We start from the raw sequence: 17,235 nt of genomic DNA, 5'->3' as shown, positions 1-17,235 counted from the left end.
GGCGTCGCCTTACTGGGTGACGAAGCTGGTGAACAGCAGGTCGTCGGCGGTCTTCTTGCCGGTCTCGGCCGTCATCAGCTTCTGCACTTCGGCCAGCGCCGATGCCTGCAGGCGCTCCTTGCCGGCGCGGTCGGCGATCTGCTCCGGCTCGACCTGGGAGAACAGCATCAGCAGTTTGGCGCGGATCGCCGGCGCATGGGTCTGCAGGGCCGGCAACGCTTCCGGGTCGCGGGTCATCAGCTGCACTTCGACCTGCAGGTAACGCGGACCATCCACGCGGCCGTTGAGATTGACCACGAAGGCCGGATCGAGCGCGAAATACTGGGCAGGGGCCGGCGTCGCCGCCGTGGCGACCTTGGCCTTGGCCGGCGCCGCGTCGGCGTGGCCCTGGGTGAAATACCAGACCGCGCCACCGGCGCCACCGGCGGCGATGACGGCGACCAGGACGGTCGCCAGCAGCGAACGGCGCGGCTTGCCGGCGGTTTCCTTGTCCTTGTCCTTGGAAGTGTCTGGCTTGCGGGATTTGTCGGCGGCGGCTGCCACGTTGTGCTCCTCAGGGTTGCTGTCCCTGAATATGCAATACGCGTGCCGCAGCGGGGTCAATGGCGACGACGGGAAGTTGACGGAATGCGAACCCGGTCGAGAAACGAGGCCAGTGTGTCCTGGCCCCGGTTTTCACCCGCATCTCAGGCGTAGGCGTCGAGCAGGCCGCGCAGCTGCAGGGTGCGGACATTGGTGGTCGGCATCGCCGCGGCGTCGCCGGCGTCGGCATCGCCGCCAGCAGTGGCCGCCGGGTCGGTACCGTGGGACGGCCCCGGATCGGGCTGGCGGTGGCCGACATCGGCCTGCGCCAGTTGCAGGCCCTGCTCGCCGAGCATTTCGCGCAGCCTGGGCAGGCCGTTCTCCAGCGCCTGGCGGACCTCGGCATGCGAACTGGAGAAGGTGGCGTGGACGCGGTCGCCATCCAGCTGCAGCTTCACTTCCACCGGCCCCAGATCGTTCGGGGTGACGCGGATATGCGCGTGGCCGATCTTCTGGTCGGCCAGCCAGCCGACGCGCGCGCCGATGGCCTCGTCGAAATCCGTGGCCTGCATATCGACCGGCGCGGCCAGGGCCGCCGGGAAGGCCGGTGCCGGCCGGACATCGGCCACGGCGGCCAGGCTCTGCAGCAGCGGGCCGAACAACGCGACGTTTGCCGACGGGTCTGCCGCGGGCAGGGAGTTCTCCGCAACGGAGCGTGGCAGGGTCACGACTTCCATATCGGCCAGCGCCATGGCAGCGGTCTCGGCACCGTTTGCGGGAGCGGCGGCGGCCTGCGGGGCCGCCGATGCCTGCGGCATTGCCGCCGACACCGGTACGGGAGCATCGGGTACAGGGGTACCCGGCAGGGACGCCGCTGGCAGCGGCGCGCCCGCAAACGCAGGCGGATCGCCGACGGCATCGGTGACGGGCGGTGCCGGCTCAACCGGCGCGGGCACCGGCGGGGTGACGGGCAGCAGTCCGGAAAGACCGGGCGGCGGCCATGGCAGCTCGTCCGGATCGGTGTCCTCCTGCTGGCCATCGGCCCTGGCCGGCGTCGCCGGTTTCCCGGCGCTGCTGGCCGTGGCTTCTTCCGTGGCGTCGGTGGCATCGGCGGGCTTCGCCGGCGCGGCAGTGGAATCGTCGCTGCCCTGGTCCTGCGTTCCGGATGAGGGTTTCGCGGTGGGTTTGGCGCGCTGCGCCGGTGCCGGCTGCGGCGCAGCCTGCAGCAGCGTGTCGAAACCACTGGACTCCTTGCCGGCACCGTTGCCGGCCGGGGCGGGATTGCCCGCACCGGCCGCCTGGCTGGCGGTGGCGGCGGCACCGAGGGAAAGCGGCGTCATGGCGTGTCGTCCTCGCCCGACAGCTGGGCCTGGCGGGCGCGCCGGGCGCCGAGGTCGTCCATCTCGCGCTGGTCGCGGCGGTCTTCCACTTTCTGTTCCTGGGCGCGGTAGCTGGCGGCCAACTGCTCCAGCACCTGCTTGTCGCGGCTGGCCAGCAGCAGCCGCGCGCGTTCGGCATCGACCCGCTCGCGGTTGCGGTCCACGGTCTGGCTCTGCTGCTCTACGGCGCTGTCCAGGCGGTCGAGAAAGGCGCGCCGGTTCATCAGCTGCGACGGGCTGGTGGCGGCCATCTGCGCGCCGGCGTATTCGTCGGCGTAGCGGCGCAGCTCCTCCAGGCGCGACAGGTGCATGTCCAGCGCCTGCTGGCGTTCGGCCAGGGCGCGGGCGACCTCGTCTTCGTGATCCTGCGCACGGCGCAGCAGGGGGTCCAGGCGACGGGATTGCTTCATGGGACGTTCTCGCTTTCGACCAGGCGTTTCAACGCGGCAAGGCTGTGGGGTAGGTCGGCGGCCAGGCTGACATCCTGGCCGAGGAATTCGAGGATCTCCGGCCAGCGCTCCAGCGCTTCGTCGGTGGCCGGATCGTTGCCGCGCTGGTAGGCGCCGATGGCGATCAGGTCGCGGTTGGCAGAATACGCCGCCACCAGCCGCTTGAGCTTGCGTATGCGCAGGCGCCAGGCGTCGTCGGCGATGTCCTGCACCACGCGGCTGACCGAGGATTCCACGTCGATGGCCGGATACAGGCCCGAATCGGCGACCCGGCGCGAGAGCAGGATGTGGCCGTCGAGGATGGCGCGGGCGGCATCGGCGATCGGGTCCTGCGGGTCGTCGCCCTCGGTGAGCACGGTATAGAAGGCGGTGATCGAACCGCGCCCCTTGGCGCCGTTGCCGGCGCGCTCGACCAGCGCCGGCAGCTTGGCGAACACGCTGGGCGGGTAGCCGCGGGTGGTCGGCGGTTCGCCGACGGACAGGCCGATCTCGCGCTGCGCCTGGGCGAAGCGGGTCAGCGAATCCATCAGCAGCAGCACGTTCAGGCCCTGGTCGCGGAACCATTCGGCGATGGCGGTGGCGCGGTAGGCGCCGTGCAGGCGCGCCAGCGGCGGTCGGTCGGCCGGGGCGGCAACGACCACGGCGCGGCGCAGGCCTTCCTCGCCCAGGGTGGTCTCGACGAAGTCGCGCACTTCGCGGCCACGCTCGCCGATCAGGCCCACGACAATGACGTCGGCCGAAGTGAAGCGGGTCATCATGCCGAGCAGCGTCGATTTGCCGACACCGGAGCCGGCGAACAGGCCCACGCGCTGGCCGCGGCCGATAGGCAGCAGCGCGTTGATCGCGCGTACGCCCACGTCCAGCGGCTGGGTGATGGGTTCGCGCGCCAGCGGGTTGATCGACACGCCGGCCATGCCGGCGCTGCCTTCGGCGCGGATCGGCCCCTTGCCGTCCAGCGGCACGCCGTCGCTGTCGATGACCCGGCCGAGCAGGCCTTCGCCGACTTCGACGCCACCGCGCCGGTACGACGGCACCACGCGCGCGTTCGGCAGCAGGCCGTGCAGCTCGGCGCTGGGCATCAGGTAGGTGCGTTCGCTGGCGAAGCCGACCACCTCGGCATCGACCCAGCCACCGTCGACCTCGACCTTGCAGGTCGCGCCCATCGGCGCCTCGCAGCCGACCGCTTCCAGGGTCAGCCCGACCGCGCGGCGCAGCACGCCTTCGCGGATCAGGCCGCGGCCGTGGCCCGGTTCGATGTCGATGGCGTCCAGCCGTGCGGCCAGGCGCAGGCTGCGTGCGGCCGCCCAGCCGGCGGGAGCCGGGGGCGGACTGTCGGGCAACGGGTTGTCGGCGACCGGCGGGCTCATTGCGTGGCTCCGGCCTTGCGCATCACCGTGGACAGCGCCGCGCGCAGGCGCGCGTCGAGCGTACCGTCGATGCGCACGCTCTCGGCATGCACGCGCAGGTCGCCGCGGCTCAGGCCCGGGTCCGGACTCAGGCGCTGGCCGGGGGCCAGCTTCAGCAGCGGCGCCAGCGCGGCGATGTCGTCCGGATGCAGCCGCACCTCGACGTCGCGGCTGCTGCCGCCGACGACTTCCAGCGCCTCGTTGACCAGTTCCTGCAGCAGCGCCGGCTCGGCTTCATAGGCACGGCCGAGCAGCTGCCCGGCCACGCGCACCGCCAGTTCGCCCAGCGCGGCCACCACTTCGCCTTCCAGGCGCAGCAGCGGGCGGCTGAAGTTGTCCAGGATGCCTTCGATCTGCGCGACCAGCCGGCGCACTTCGGCCTGGCCCTGGGCCAGGCCCTCGGCATGCCCTTCGGCCTGCCCCTGTTCCACACCTTCCTTGTAGGCGGCGTCCTGGATGGCCTGGATTTCCTCCAGCGTCGGCGGCTGCAGCAGGGGCTCCGGCGGCATGTCCATCGCGTCGCCCGCACTCCCGACCGGCGTGTCCTGCATCGGTTCCTGCAGGGCGGTGAGGTCCGGGGCCATCCAGCGCACGACCGGGCTCACAGCATGGTCTCCGCATTGCCGCCGATGGTGACCGTGCCTTCATCGGCCATGCGCTTGACGATGGCCAGGATCTCGCGCTGCGCGGTCTCCACGTCGGACAGCTTGACCGGGCCGCGCGCCTCCATGTCTTCCAGCAGGATCTCGGCGGCGCGCTGGGACATGTTGCGGGTGATCTTGTCGCGCACCTTGATGTCGGCCCCGCGCAGGGCCAGGCCCAGGCGTTCGCCGCTGACTTCGCGCAGCACCAGCTGCATCTCGCGGTCGTCCAGGTCCACCAGGTCGTCGAACACGAACATCAGGTCCTGGATGCGGCTGCCCAGCGGCGCATCGACCTGCGCGATCGCGCCGAGGATGGCCTGGTCCTGGCCACCGTCCATGAAATTGAGGATGTTGGCCGCGCACTGCACGCCGCCGATGTTGGACGACTTCAGGTTCTGGTTGCCGGCGAACTGGCGCTCCATGATCTCGTTGAGCTCGTTCAACGCGTTGGGCGGGATGCCGTCGAGCGTGGCGATGCGCAGCAGCACGTCCACGCGGGTGCGTTCGGGCAGCAGCTTCAGCGCGTCGGCGGCCTGGTCGTTCTCCAGGTGCGACATGACGATGGCGATGATCTGCGGATGCTCGTTGCGCACCAGGTCGGCGACCGCGCGCGGGTCCATCCACTTCAGCGTGTCCAGGCCGGTGGTATTGCGGCCCAGCAGGATGCGGTCGATCAGGTTGTTTGCCTTCTCGTTGCCCAGCGCCTGCACCAGCATGTTGCGGATGTAGTCGTCCGAGCCCACGCTGAGCGAGGTCTTGTTGCCGAGTTCGCTGCCGAACTCGTCCATGACCTGCTGCACCTGCTCGCGGCTGACGTCGGTCAGGGTGGCCATGGCGATGCCGATCTTCTGCACCTCCTTGGGCTCCATGTGGCGCAGCACTTCGGCCGCGTCGGCTTCGCCCAGCGAGAGCAGCAGCACGGCGGCGCGCTGCACGCCGGTCATCGGAACAACGGACTCAGTCATTGGCCACCCATCCCTTCACGACCTGGGCCACGCGCTTGGAATCGGCCCGGACCGCTTCGCGCGCCATGCGCAGGCGCTCCTCGTATGCATCCAGCGGCAGCGCCAGCGGCGCGGCGCCGCCCAGCTGCAGGTGGTCGTTCGGCAGGCCGGGCAGGCCTGCGCCGTCCTCGACCAGGTGCACGTCTGCGTGCAGCGGGTCCTCGTCCGGACCGGCCAGGGCCTTGGGCGGACCTGCGATCTGGCGCAGCGCCGGGCGCAGCACGCCGAACAGCAGGGCCAGCACCACGATCGCGCCGAGCACCAGGCGCAGGCCGTCGCGGACCTGCGGGATTTCCCACCACTTGGGCTGCTCGACCGGCATGGTGTCGCGCACGAACGGCGCGTTCATCACCGACACCGTATCGCCACGGGCGGCGTCGAAGCCGACCGCCTGCTTGACCAGCGCCTCGACGCGGGTCAGCTCGGCGGCGCCGAGCGCCTGGTCGCTGATCTTGCCGTTGCTGCCGGCGCGCGGCACGTGGTCGACCAGCACCGCCACCGACACGCGCTTGACGCGTCCGGCCGGCTGCCGGGTGTGCTGCAGGGTGCGGTCCAGCTCGTAGTTGCGGGTGGCGTTCTTGCTGCTTTCGGTCGGCGTCGCGGCGGTGGCCGGCGCGGCTTCAGGGCCGGGCGGGGTGTTGCTGGCCGCACCGGGAACGCCCTGCGGCCCCTGGGTGCTGGTGGTGTTCTCGCTGATCTGCTCGCTGCGCACCTTCTGCGGTTCGCCGTTGTACAGCTCGCGCGCTTCCTCGGTGATGGAGAAGTCCATGTCCACGCTGACTTCCGGGTTGACCCGGCCGGGGCCGGTCATCGGTTCGAGCAGTTCGCGGATGCGCTGGTTGTAGGAGGTTTCCAGGCGGCGCACCTGGTCGAACTGCGCGGCGTTCATCGCCGCCTCGCTGTTCGGGTCGGAGATGGTCAACATGCGCCCGCTCTGGTCGACCACGGTGACCCGTTCCGGCGCCAGGTCCGGGATGCTGGAAGCGACCATGTGCACGATCGCATCGACCTGGTTGCGCTCCAGCTGCTGGCCCGAACGCAGTTCCAGCACCACCGAGGCGCTGGCGACGTCGCGCTGGCGGGTGAAGGCGCTGGGCTTGGGAATGGCCAGGTGCACGCGCGCGTCGCGGACCGGGCGCAGGGTGCTGATGGTGCGCACCAGCTCGGTTTCCAGCGCGTGCTGGTAGCGGGCGTTCTCCATGAACTGGCTGACGCCGAAGCCGGGGTCGCGCTCCATCAGCTCGAAACCGAGCCGGCCGTTGTCGGTCAGGCCGGAACCGGCCAGCTTGAGGCGGGCGTCGTGGATGTTCTTTTCCGGCACGCTGATCGCGCCGGTGGCCGCGTCCAGCTCGAAGGGAATCTGCGCGGCGCGCAGCAGGTCGGTGGCCTCGGCGGTCGCCTTCTGGTCCAGGCCCGTATACAACGGCGCCATCGGCGTCTTCTGCGCCCAGAAGAACACGAACAGGCCGGCCGCGACGGCAATCGTGATCATTGCCATCAAGCCCAGCCGCCGGGTGATCTGCAGGCTCTGCAGCCGGTCGAACCAGGCGCCGGCCTTTTCCGAATTGAATGAATCCTTGGACAGCGCGAGTGCCATGGCGACCTGTTCCTTACAGCGGCATGTTCATCACGTCCTGGTAAGCCTGGACGAGACGGTTGCGGACTTCCACGGTGGCGCGGAACGCCAGCTGGGACTGCTGGGAGGCGACCATGACCTTGGCCAGGTCGGCGCCGGAATCGCCACGCTCGAAGGCGGCGGCCAACGCGCCGGAGACCTGCTGGGCGCGGTTCACGTCGGCCAGGGCGCCCTGCAGGGTATCGGTGAAGCTGACCGTCGACGCGGGCTGGACTCCAGCCAATCCGCCGATGGCGTTGCTGCGCGCGACGTCGGTGGCCGGCAACGGCTGGCTCGCCTGGGTCTGGAAGCTGCGGATCTGGGAAAGGATGGAATTGACGGAGTGGGACATCGACAAGGTTCCGGGACAGGGGAGTACTGCCTGTTCACGTGCAATTCGCGTGCCGGAACCCGGGGGACGGGAAAACCACGGGGAATGGCCGATCGCGGGGCGGGGCGGACACGCCTGCGACGGTTTTCCGTCGGTCGAGCCAGGGAATCGTGGCCGGGCGCCAGAAGCCTGGACGGAAGGAAGGGAGAGCTACCGCAACCGCGCGATACCCGGCGATGCGGGAACGGGATACACGGGCTTGCCGGCCAGCGGCCGGCATTGGCGTGTCGGGCAGGTCAGGGCCATGACCTGCCACATCTCAAGCGCCAGCCGCCGCCGGCGCAGCCCGGGTCAGGGCAGCCAGGCGGCCTGCCACTCCGCCAGGCCGGCCCCGGCCAGCATCCAGTCGCGGTGTACCGCGGCGCGCAGCGCGTCGCCGGCGGCGGCGCGGGCGGTCGCGTCGGCCAGATGCTCGCGGATTGCCGCTACCCAGTCGCGATGGCGGTTGCGGACCCGGGTCACCGGCAGTTCGTCGCCGCGGTACGGGCCGACATCGCTGCACACGACGGGAACCGCGCACGCGCCGTATTCCAGCAGGCGCAGGTTGCTCTTGCACTCGTTGAAACGGTTCTGTTCCAGCGGGGCGATGGCCAGGTCCAGGTTCAGGCGGGCCAGGAAGCTTGGGTAGGCTTCGATGTCGACACCGGGGTGGTACTCGGCCACATGCGGACGCAGCCGTCCCGGGCACAGGCCGAAGAGCACCCAGTCCACGTCCTCGGCCAGCTCGGCCACCACGTCGGCCACCATCTCCAGGTCGCCGGTATGGCCCCAGCCTCCGGCCCAGCCCACGCGGGGCCGGGGGCCGGTATTGCGGCGCGGCGCCGGCAGGCCCTGCCACCAGCCCGGCGGCAGGCGGTTGCGGACGACGCGGATATCCGGGTGCAGGTCCGCGAACGCCTCGGCCAGTGCGGGGGTGGACACCACGAAGCGGTCCACCGTGGCCATCGCCTGCCGCAGGGTGCGCAGGATATCGCGCGGCATATGTTCGCGATGCAGGCTCTTGGCCGGCAGGTTCGGCAGGTAATCGTCCAGTTCGTAGATCTTCAGCGCACGCGAGAAGCGCGGCATGCGCCGCATGCGTTCCAGATCCTCGTCGGAAACCCGGCGCTGCAGCACCACCACGTCCGGGTCGATGCGCGCCTGCTCGACGGGATCCAGCGTCGTGGCGTAGAGCGCGCCTTCGATCAGGCCGGCGGCCTTGAGCGCCTCGAACGGCTGGATCACGCGGTACTGGCCGCTGCCCCACGGATCGGCCGGATGCGCGAGCACGCGCGGAACCGGCCGCCACGGCAACGGCTGCCAGGAGAAATCCGACTCGCCGAGGCGGAAGCCGCCGGCTACGTCCAGGCGCAGGCTCGGGTTGTAGGCCGGATCGTGGGCGAGGGCCGGCAGCCAGCGTTCCAGCAGTGCATCACCGGCCGCTTCCGGCAGCGGCGCCGCCTCGACCGAATGCAGCAGCAGTGCGTTGGGCGTCCACACCGTCAGATAGCCGCGTTCGCGCGCACGCAGGCACAGGTCCACGTCGGCGCCTTCGTCGGCGAAGGCGGCATGGTCGAAACCGTCCAGCTCGGCGAACAGGGTCTTGCCGATCAGCAGGCAGCTGTCGGCCACGGCCGAATAGTCCTGCGCCACCTGCAGGCGGTTCATGTAGCCGGGCGCGTCCATCGGCGACCCGGCGAAGGCGCGACCGCCACTGGACAGCAGGCCGGGCACCAGCCCGGCGTGGGTGACCTTGCCGTCGGCCGAGATGGTCTTGGCGCCGACGATGCCGACCTCGGGACGCAGGCCATGGTTGAGCAGTTCGTCCAGCCACTGCGGCTGCAGCGCCGCCACTTCCGGGCGCAGGAACAGCAGGAACTCACCCGCGGCCTGGGTGGCGGCGACATTGCAGGCGGCGGCGTGGGACAGCGGCGGATCGAAGGCGAACGCGCGCACGCGGCTGGCCGCCAGCGCCTCTACCTGCTGCATCCACTGGCGGGTCTGCGCGCTGGCGCCGTTGTCGACCAGCAGCAGTTCGTAGTTCGGATAACCGGTCTTCTCCAGCAGCGAGACCACGCAGCGTTCCAGTGCCGCCAGCGTGGTGTCCGCTGCGACGGCCACCACCAGCGACACCGCGGGTTGCTGCTCGTGGCCGTAGCGGATCCGGTACAGGCCGGTGCCGGCGCTCTCCACCGTCGCCCCGGCATAGCCGCGTGCGTACAGGTGGCGGAGGATGGTGCGCTGCTGGGCCTGCACGTCGAAACGCGGTGGCGCGCAGGTCAGCAGCGGCTCGGGCAGGTGGGCGATGCCCTCGAAGCCGTCCTTCTGGATCAGGCGCAGGATGAGGTCCAGTTCCGCCGCATCACCGGCTTCCGGATTGAAACCGCCGGCGTCGTGCACCACGTCGCGGCGGAACACCCAGTGCCCGGCCAGCATCGTGGGATTGCCGAGCAGCAGGTCGAGGTTGAGGTCCGGGCGCAGCGTCGGTGCCAGCACGCCGGCATCGTCGCGGTACCACTCGTCCGCATAGAGCGCGCGCAGCTGCGGTTGCGCGGCCAGTTCCATCCGCAGGCGCAGCAGGCCACCCGGAGCGAACTCGGTGCCGGCATCGGCGACGACCAGCCAGTCCACGTCCCAGGCGGCGATGGCGGCATTGAATGCAGCGCCTGGACGGGAAGTGTCCAGATCGACGCCTTGTCCGGCATCGCCGGCCTGCGCAGGCTCTTCGGCCGCGAGCATCCGCGCCTGCAACCGGCCAGCCTGCCGGTCGAGCGTGAGCAGGCCGATGCGTGGCCTCCGCCCCTGGCTTTCGATCCATTGCCCGGCCCGTTGCCGCTGCCTGTCGTCGGGAATGCGCCTTGCGCGCCACTGCTCCAGCGCTTCGTTCGCACCTGCCGGCGACAGGCCGCCCATCTGCTTCAGGCGGGCGGTCCGTTGGCTGCGGACCTCTTCGTCGCCCAGGTCCGCATGCCGCGCGTAGATCAGGCGGTACAGCGCCGGGTAGTCCTTGAATGCGTGCTCGGAACGGCGCTCGCCGCTTTCGGCGCGCATGCGGACCTGTACGGTTTCCCGCGGCACGTGGTGGAAGCGGGCTTTGGATGCCAGGCGCAGGAGGAAATCCCAGTCTTCCAGTCCGGAAAGGCTTTCGTCGAAGCCGCCCACCTCAGCCATCAACGCGCTTGGCCAGGCGAAGGTGTTGACCGGGATGTAGTTGTCCACCGACAGGCGCTGGCGCGAGTAGCGGCCGTGCCGATAGCGTTTTTCCTCTTCCAGGACGTGGCGGACGCCATCCTCGATCTTCTCGGTGAGGAACAGCGCGTCGGTATAGACGACTTCGCCCGGATGCTGGGCGAGCGCATCGGCCAGGACCTGCAGATGGCAGGGCAGGAACAGATCGTCGTCGTCCAGATAGACCACGTGGCGGCCCGCGGCCAGGCGGTGGGCGGCGTTGCGCGCCGCGGCCGGGCCCTGGTTGCGGCCCTGGCGTACATAGGTGATGGGAAAGTCGCGTTCCCCGAGCAGGTCTTCGACCGGCTGCCCGTGGTCGTTGACCAGGATCACCTCGAAGTCCTTCAGCGTCTGCCGGCCGATGCTGTCCAGCGCGTCCCTGAGCAGGGCCGGGCGGTTGTAGGTGGTCAGGACGATCGAGAACAACGGAAGGCAGACGACGTTTCCACGCAGCGCATCCAGCTGCCTGCACAGCGTCTGGACCCGCTTTCCGAGTTCGCCCCCGCGTTCGTCGGGGTACTGGGCCAGGCGCTGCAGCAGCAATGCGCGGACGGTGTCCTCGCGTCCCCTGATCCGCTCGAGATGCCCACGGTCCACCACCCCTTCAAGGATGCGGACATGGTTCTCCAGCGGCGCAGTGGAAGCGTAGAAACCCTGCGATATCTGCCGGTCGTGCACCCGGTAGCCGATGCTGGGCTGGCGCAGGAACACGAAGTCCGGCGCGACCTCCGCGAGGCGCACGACCAGGTCCCAGTCGCCGGCCGGCATGTCGGCGTGGACACTGCCATCGGGCAGGCGGATCCGCTCCAGCGCATCGCGCCGGAGCATCATCGCCGAGGGCGTGATGTAGTCGTCGTGGCTCAGCAGGTCCGCGACTTCGTTGCGTCCGCCGTAGTACGAGTGCTTCAGGTGGCCGGGATGGTCCAGGTAGCGCAGCAGCTCTCCGTTTCCGTCGATCCAGTCGCACTGCGTGTAACCGAGCGCGGCGTCCGGATGCGCATCCATCGCGGCCACCAGCGAAGCCAGGTGGCCTGGACGCATCACGTCGTCCGAACCGAGCACGACCAGGTAGCGGCCGCTGCCCGAGGCGAGGCAGCGGTTGACGTTGCCGACCATTCCCAGGTTGTGCGGATTGACCTCGAGCCGGAACCGGGGATCGCGCGCGAATGCGGCCAGTCGTTCCAGGCTGGCATCGGTGGAGGCATCGTCGCGCACGATGACCTCCAGGTTCACGCCGGTCTGGGCGAGCACCGAGCCCACGGTCTCGGCGATGTAGTCGGCGTTGTTGTAGGACATGACCGCCACGGTCACATCGACGTCGCTCCGCTGCCGGCGCGCGCGGTCCTGGTCCAGCCAGTCCGCCAGCTGCAGCAGCGGAATCTCGGTATTCCAGTGGAACGAGGGCAGGTGCGGGTGGGGAACGCCATGCACCGGATAGAAAACCAGGCGGATGCCCAGCGCGGCGGCCAGCGAGTGGTAGAACCAGTAACAGGTGCCCAGGGCATCCACGGCCAGCACCACCGCCGTGCTGCCGCGGCGCATCCACAGCAGATTGGCCAACGCCGCTCCCGACGGGGAGACCACCTGCCGCAATGCGGAAAAGCGCGCCACCTGCTCCTGGAAGGACATCCGTGCCGTGTGCAGGCCGGCATGCCCGCGGTCGCCGAGCATCTTGATCAGGGAACCCTGATCCACCACCCCGCGGCCATTGCCACCGGCCGGGCGCACCAGGTAGGCCTGGTCATCGGCCGCATCGCATGGCGGAATCCTTGCCCGCACCGCGCCTGCCAGCCAGCGGATCGCTTCCGGGCAGATGCGATAGTCGCTGCCGTCGAACACGTGGCCGGCGCGGGGCTCCCATATCTCGCACGCATCGGAGAAGTAGTGGAGCTCGCCGACATCGACGGGCGTGCCGCGTTCCACGAACAGGATGTGCTCGACGGGCCAGAACAGGCGCAGCGATTCGACCACCTGCTCGGGCAGCCCCGATTCGACGAGCAGTTTGGTGTCTGCCGGCAGCGTGGCGGTGCTGATCCAGCACATGCTCGCCAGCTTTTCCAGCAACCAGTGCGCGTAGTTGCGGTTCTCCCAGGAAAACAGCGACACCGCGCGTTCCACGCGCAGCGCGGTCCCGTCGCCGGGGCGGCACCGGGACCGGGCCGGATCGGTGACATCCAGCCCGTATCCGCTGTACCACTCCACGCTCAGATCCATGCGCCGGCGGGCGACGGAATCGCTGACGATCTCGCCGGTAGCCGCATCCAGCACAACCGCCATGCCGGCGACCACGCGCACGTCCTCCAGCCGGGCCGAATACTGGGGACAGGCGCGGGGCCGTGCCTGCCGCACCGGCGCCGGTACCGAGAAACCGATCATCTCCATCGGCGCGGGCTGCCAGTCGGTCTCGGCAGCCAGGAGCGTCAGGTCGCGGGCGCTCCTGGCGTCCTCGATGGCGACCAGACGGCCGGTGAACAGCCCATCGCCATGGGTATTCCAGCGTGGGCCATCTTCCGTGGTGTCGTGGTCGGGCGATCCGGAACGCTGCTGCGCCTTGGCCTGGCCAAGGCCTTCAAGCTCGCGCTCAAGATGGGCCAGGGCCGAGGGATGTGGCGATGTGGGTTCGGGGGCGTTGATCGGTTCGCTGCTCATCTGTTCGCGGAGGTGGCTTGCTGGAACTGTGTGTAATCGCGGTAGTAGTCGCTTTCCTTGAAGTGATCGGAAGCGAGCACCATGCAGACCGAACCGCTGGAGAAATTGTCGATCTCACGCCAGATCATCGACGGGATGTACAGGCCGTAGTACGACCGGTTCATGTGGTATTTGAACTTGGTCCGCCCGTCGTCCAGCGTGATGTCGAAGCTGCCGGACATGGCGATCAGCAGCTGGTGCAGATCCTTGTGGGCATGGCCGCCCCGGTGCGAACCGCCGGGCACGTCGTAGAGGTAATAGACGCGGCGGATATCGAACGGAATGTGCTTGTCCGCCTCGATGAAGGTCAGGTTGCCGCGGGGATCCTCAACCTTCGGAAGATCGACGATCTTGCAGTGCTGCAACGACATGGCGTGTCCTCGTGCGGAATCAGGGGCGGAAGGCGTTGCAGGCGTCGATCACGCGCTGCTGGCCGGCGAGGCCGGGGTAGAGCGGCAGGCTCAGCACGGTATCGGCCAGCGACTCGGCTACCGGCAGCGGCGGCCATTGCGCATCCGAATAGGCCCGCTGCCGGTGGATCGGCAAGGGGTAGTGGACCAGCGTCTCCACGCCGGCCGCGCGCAGATGGGCCTGCAGCGCGTCGCGGGCGGCGCAGCGGACCACGAACAGGTGCCAGGCGTGGCGTTCTCCCGCTGATGGCAACCCGGGCAGGGTGATCAGCGGGTTGTCGATGCCTTCGCAGTACCGCCGCGCGAGCTGGTCGCGTTCGGCGTTGTCGGCGGCCAGATGGCGCAGCTTGACCCGCAGGAAGGCCGCCTGCAGTTCGTCCAAGCGCGAATTGAGGCCCTGGCGGTCGTGGTGGTATTTGCGGCTGGAACCATAGTTGCCCAGCGACGCGACGCAGGCAGCCAGTTCGGCGTCGTCGGTGACCACCGCGCCGCCGTCGCCGAGCGCACCGAGGTTCTTGCCCGGGAAGAAGCTGAAAGCGGCGGCATCGCCGAATCCGCCCGCGGCCCGGCCATGCAGTCCGGCGCCATGCGCCTGCGCCGCATCCTCCAGCAGCAGCAGTCCGTGTGCCTGCGCCAGGGCGCGGAATCCTTCCATGTCGGCAAGGCGGCCGTACAGGTGCACCGGCAACAGGACCCGGGTGCGGGGCGTGATCGCCGCTGCGGCGGCGGCCACCGACAGGTTGCCGTCGCCCGCGTCGGGATCGACCAGCACCGGGACCAGTCCGGCCTGCGACACCGCCAGCGCGGTGGCGATGAATGTATTGGCGGGCAGGATGACCTCGTCCCCCGGAGCGAGCCGTCCGAGCTCGATCCAGGCGCGCAGGACCAGGGTCAGCGCGTCCAGGCCGTTGCCCACGCCGACGCAGTGCGCCACGCCGCAGAACGCCGCCCATTCCGACTCGAACGCGCGCACCTGTTCGCCTTTCACATACCAGCCGCGGCCGAGAACCTCATGCAGGGCGTCGCCGAAGCCGGCTTCGAACCGCAGGTTCAGCGCTTTCAGGTCCAGGAAGGGAATGGTGTCCATGCGGGAGGTTCCGGTCGGATGGGGCGTCGCGTCACTCGACGATGCAATAGGCCGAATAGGGCTGGTAGGGACTCTTGCGCAGGGCGAGATTGTGGGCGCCGAGCACCTCCATCACCGCCTGCGTCTCCCCGGGGAACGCCGGGCAGTTGATTTCGTCGAAGACCAGCACCGCGCCCCGGGGCATCCTGGGCAGGACCAGCCGCAGGGCATCGCGCGTGGGTTCGTACACGTCCATGTCGAAATGGGCATGGGACACCAGCGCTTCCGGGTTCTCCGCGAGCCAGCGCGGGAACGTCTCCCTGACGTCGCCCTCGACGATGTGGAAGTTCTGCGCCGCGCCGACCGGGCTGCGCGCGGCGTGCGTCTGGAGGATCTGCTCCAGATGCGCCCTCCAGTCCTCGGCGACGGCATAGTCGCCGGCGCAGGCGTCCGGCCCGTCCTGCGGATCCACCGAAACGAATCCGTCGGCGAAGGTGGAGAAGGAGACCATGGGACGCGCGGCGTTCCACGGCTCGTGGATCAGCTTGAGCAGCATCAGCACGTTCAGGCTGGCGCCCCATTGGCTGCCGAATTCCAGCACGCGGCCGGGGACATCGAGCGCCAACCGATAGACGTGGTCCAGCCAGAGCACGCGGGCCAGGGAGGGCGCCGTCATGAAGACGGGAAGATGGTTGTCCCATTTCTGGCCGAAACCCGGGAGGCTTCCCAGCAGCAGGTCGCGCATCCGGTCGCCCGCCAGCAGTTCATCGTCGCCGCGGGCGGTGAACTCGATATTCGTGCGGCGGTAGCTCATGTGCAGGTTTCCATGTTCGAGGAGGCTTCGCCGGGCAGCGTCACCTGTGCCAGGTTGTCGAGGACGGTCCAGTCGCCGGCCCCTTGCAGATACATCCGGCTGCGCAGGCCGCAGGCCACCAGTACCGGGACGGTGCCGGCCGCCCGGGCGCAGCGGCCGTCGCGCTCGGTGTCGCCGATGTACAGCCCGGCCTGCAGCCGCTCAATCACGCGGTGCTTGGCATCGGCCTGTGCCGGATCGACGAACGCCAGACTGGCGAACCCACCCAGTCCGAGTACATGCAATTGCTGTTCCGCATGGGCCGGAATACGCCTGGCGGACACCAGGTGCAGCGTGTGGCCCTGCTCCTGCCAGCGCCGCAGCGTGGCGCGGACACCGGGGAGCACGCGGTCCCACGCCAGCCAGGCCACATCCTCGATCGCGCGCTCCCACAATCCGCATACGGCGGTGGCGATGTCCGGCGCCATGCCCATGCGCCCCAGCGCATCGCGGTTGCTGAGGCCTTCGCGCTTGAGCTGCCAGTAGCGCGCCGCGTCCAGCGGCAGGCCGGTGGCCCTGGCCAGCGCCGCCATCAATCCGACCTGCCGCGCGCGGCAATCCAGCAGGGTGCCGTCCAGGTCCAGGCCGATCTTCAAGGCGAAGCGCTCATCAGGTAGTCGCCGTACTGCCGGGTGACAACGCATTCGGCAAACCGCGGTACCAGGAAGCGCGCGGGGTCCTGGCCACAGATCCGTGCCAGGTGGGCGGCGAAGAAATCCATGCCATTGAGCGCGCTCATCGCGGTCCCGGCGCCAAGCCGCGGGTTTATGTCGATGACGTAGTGGCTGCCCCCGTTCCTGCGGGTCTGGAAGCAGAACGGCTCGGTCAACGCGAAGTGCCGGCCCATGGCCCGCGCCAGCTCATGCAGTGGCTGCTCCCGGACGATGCGCGCCTTCACGCACACGCCGGCCCTGGTTTCCAGGCGCTGGCGGACCGAGACGAGCACGTCCCCGTCCAAGGGGAAGCAGTCGACGGTGTATTCCTCGCCCTCGACGAAGCGATACAGGAACCAGCCCTCGGCCAGCAGTGCGTGCGCCTGCGCCGCGGTATCGACCATGCGGGTGGCGCGGCCGCCGAATCCGCCGTCGCGCTTGGCGACGAGGGGACCGTCCTCCAGTTCTTCCGGCGCGAGGGGAAGCAGGGCATGGGCGCCGTCGACGTGGGGCAACCAGTCGCCGTAGCGGCTTTTGGCGATCGCCGCCTGGCAGAACGCCATGCTGTTGCTGGCAATCCGCGCCGCGAGCGAATCGCGATGCTCCGTCGCGCCGGCGACCTCGCTGTCGATCAGCGGAAGATAGACATCGATCCGCTGCTCGCGCAGCAGGCGTTCCAGGAAGGGGAAGTAGTCCGCGTCCGCGCTCGGTGGAAGCTGGACATGCTGCTGTGCGTACAGGGAGGCGGTGACGTGCCCGGCCGGGTGGATGTCTCCCGTCCACAGCTCGATGTCCGGGAAGCCACGGGCCTTGGCCTGGGCGTAACCGAAGGCGGTCCCGGTTCCCGCGGCGGAAAGGAGCAGGCGCAGGCTCATGGCGTCTCCACGCGGGGAAGTGAGGGGGAGCCGGCGGTTCCCCGTCCGCTCATGGACAGGCACGGGCCGGTGC

14 protein-coding genes are annotated in these 17,235 nt (G+C 69.5%); all 14 read right to left on the bottom strand.

The window, feature by feature from the left end; all coding sequences use genetic code 11:
• Positions 1-9: 9 nt before the first annotated feature.
• Positions 10-543, bottom strand: coding sequence for a flagellar basal body-associated FliL family protein (locus AC1DGW_RS16005; RefSeq protein ID WP_478024888.1), 534 nt, complete (start codon positions 541-543; stop codon positions 10-12).
• Between the two features lie 143 nt (positions 544-686).
• On the bottom strand, positions 687-1,862 hold the full coding sequence (locus tag AC1DGW_RS16000; protein WP_478024886.1) for a flagellar hook-length control protein FliK: 1,176 nt from the start codon (positions 1,860-1,862) through the stop codon (positions 687-689).
• Complete coding sequence (gene fliJ / locus AC1DGW_RS15995; protein ID WP_478024884.1) at positions 1,859-2,311, bottom strand: flagellar export protein FliJ; 453 nt, start codon at positions 2,309-2,311, stop codon at positions 1,859-1,861. The genes AC1DGW_RS16000 and fliJ overlap by 4 nt, the downstream gene beginning before the upstream one ends.
• Positions 2,308-3,717 carry a FliI/YscN family ATPase gene (locus tag AC1DGW_RS15990; protein WP_478024882.1) on the bottom strand — a complete coding sequence of 470 codons (1,410 nt, stop codon included), beginning with the start codon at positions 3,715-3,717 and terminating at the stop codon, positions 2,308-2,310. Before AC1DGW_RS15990 ends, fliJ begins: the two co-directional genes overlap by 4 nt.
• Positions 3,714-4,361 carry a FliH/SctL family protein gene (locus AC1DGW_RS15985; protein ID WP_478024880.1) on the bottom strand — a complete coding sequence of 216 codons (648 nt, stop codon included), beginning with the start codon at positions 4,359-4,361 and terminating at the stop codon, positions 3,714-3,716. Before AC1DGW_RS15985 ends, AC1DGW_RS15990 begins: the two co-directional genes overlap by 4 nt.
• Positions 4,358-5,344 carry a flagellar motor switch protein FliG gene (fliG, locus tag AC1DGW_RS15980; RefSeq protein WP_478024954.1) on the bottom strand — a complete coding sequence of 329 codons (987 nt, stop codon included), beginning with the start codon at positions 5,342-5,344 and terminating at the stop codon, positions 4,358-4,360. Before fliG ends, AC1DGW_RS15985 begins: the two co-directional genes overlap by 4 nt.
• Positions 5,345-5,357: 13 nt before the next feature.
• Positions 5,358-7,001 (bottom strand): flagellar basal-body MS-ring/collar protein FliF, encoded by a 1,644-nt coding sequence (gene fliF / locus AC1DGW_RS15975; RefSeq protein ID WP_478024878.1) that lies wholly within the window; start codon positions 6,999-7,001, stop codon positions 5,358-5,360.
• 13 nt (positions 7,002-7,014) lie between these two features.
• Positions 7,015-7,371 (bottom strand): flagellar hook-basal body complex protein FliE, encoded by a 357-nt coding sequence (gene fliE / locus AC1DGW_RS15970; RefSeq protein WP_478024876.1) that lies wholly within the window; start codon positions 7,369-7,371, stop codon positions 7,015-7,017.
• A 330-nt stretch (positions 7,372-7,701) separates the two neighbouring features.
• On the bottom strand, positions 7,702-13,266 hold the full coding sequence (locus tag AC1DGW_RS15965; protein ID WP_478024874.1) for a glycosyltransferase: 5,565 nt from the start codon (positions 13,264-13,266) through the stop codon (positions 7,702-7,704).
• Positions 13,263-13,676 (bottom strand): sugar 3,4-ketoisomerase, encoded by a 414-nt coding sequence (locus AC1DGW_RS15960; protein ID WP_478024872.1) that lies wholly within the window; start codon positions 13,674-13,676, stop codon positions 13,263-13,265. Before AC1DGW_RS15960 ends, AC1DGW_RS15965 begins: the two co-directional genes overlap by 4 nt.
• 19 nt (positions 13,677-13,695) lie before the next feature.
• Positions 13,696-14,802: a DegT/DnrJ/EryC1/StrS family aminotransferase gene (locus tag AC1DGW_RS15955; RefSeq protein ID WP_478024870.1), complete on the bottom strand. Its 1,107-nt coding sequence runs from the start codon at positions 14,800-14,802 to the stop codon at positions 13,696-13,698.
• A gap of 31 nt (positions 14,803-14,833) precedes the next feature.
• Positions 14,834-15,595, bottom strand: a complete 762-nt coding sequence (locus AC1DGW_RS15950) for a class I SAM-dependent methyltransferase (protein ID WP_478024868.1) — start codon at positions 15,593-15,595, stop codon at positions 14,834-14,836.
• Entirely contained in the window at positions 15,592-16,230 is a 639-nt protein-coding gene (locus AC1DGW_RS15945) for an HAD family hydrolase (protein ID WP_478024866.1), read from the bottom strand. Before AC1DGW_RS15945 ends, AC1DGW_RS15950 begins: the two co-directional genes overlap by 4 nt.
• Positions 16,227-17,162 carry an ATP-grasp domain-containing protein gene (locus AC1DGW_RS15940; protein ID WP_478024864.1) on the bottom strand — a complete coding sequence of 312 codons (936 nt, stop codon included), beginning with the start codon at positions 17,160-17,162 and terminating at the stop codon, positions 16,227-16,229. Before AC1DGW_RS15940 ends, AC1DGW_RS15945 begins: the two co-directional genes overlap by 4 nt.
• Positions 17,163-17,235: the final 73 nt, after the last annotated feature.

The organism is Stenotrophomonas sp. 05N423, from assembly GCF_056397145.1.
Note: the sequence above shows the minus strand (reverse complement) of the source record. Positions and strands in the feature narration are given on the sequence as shown.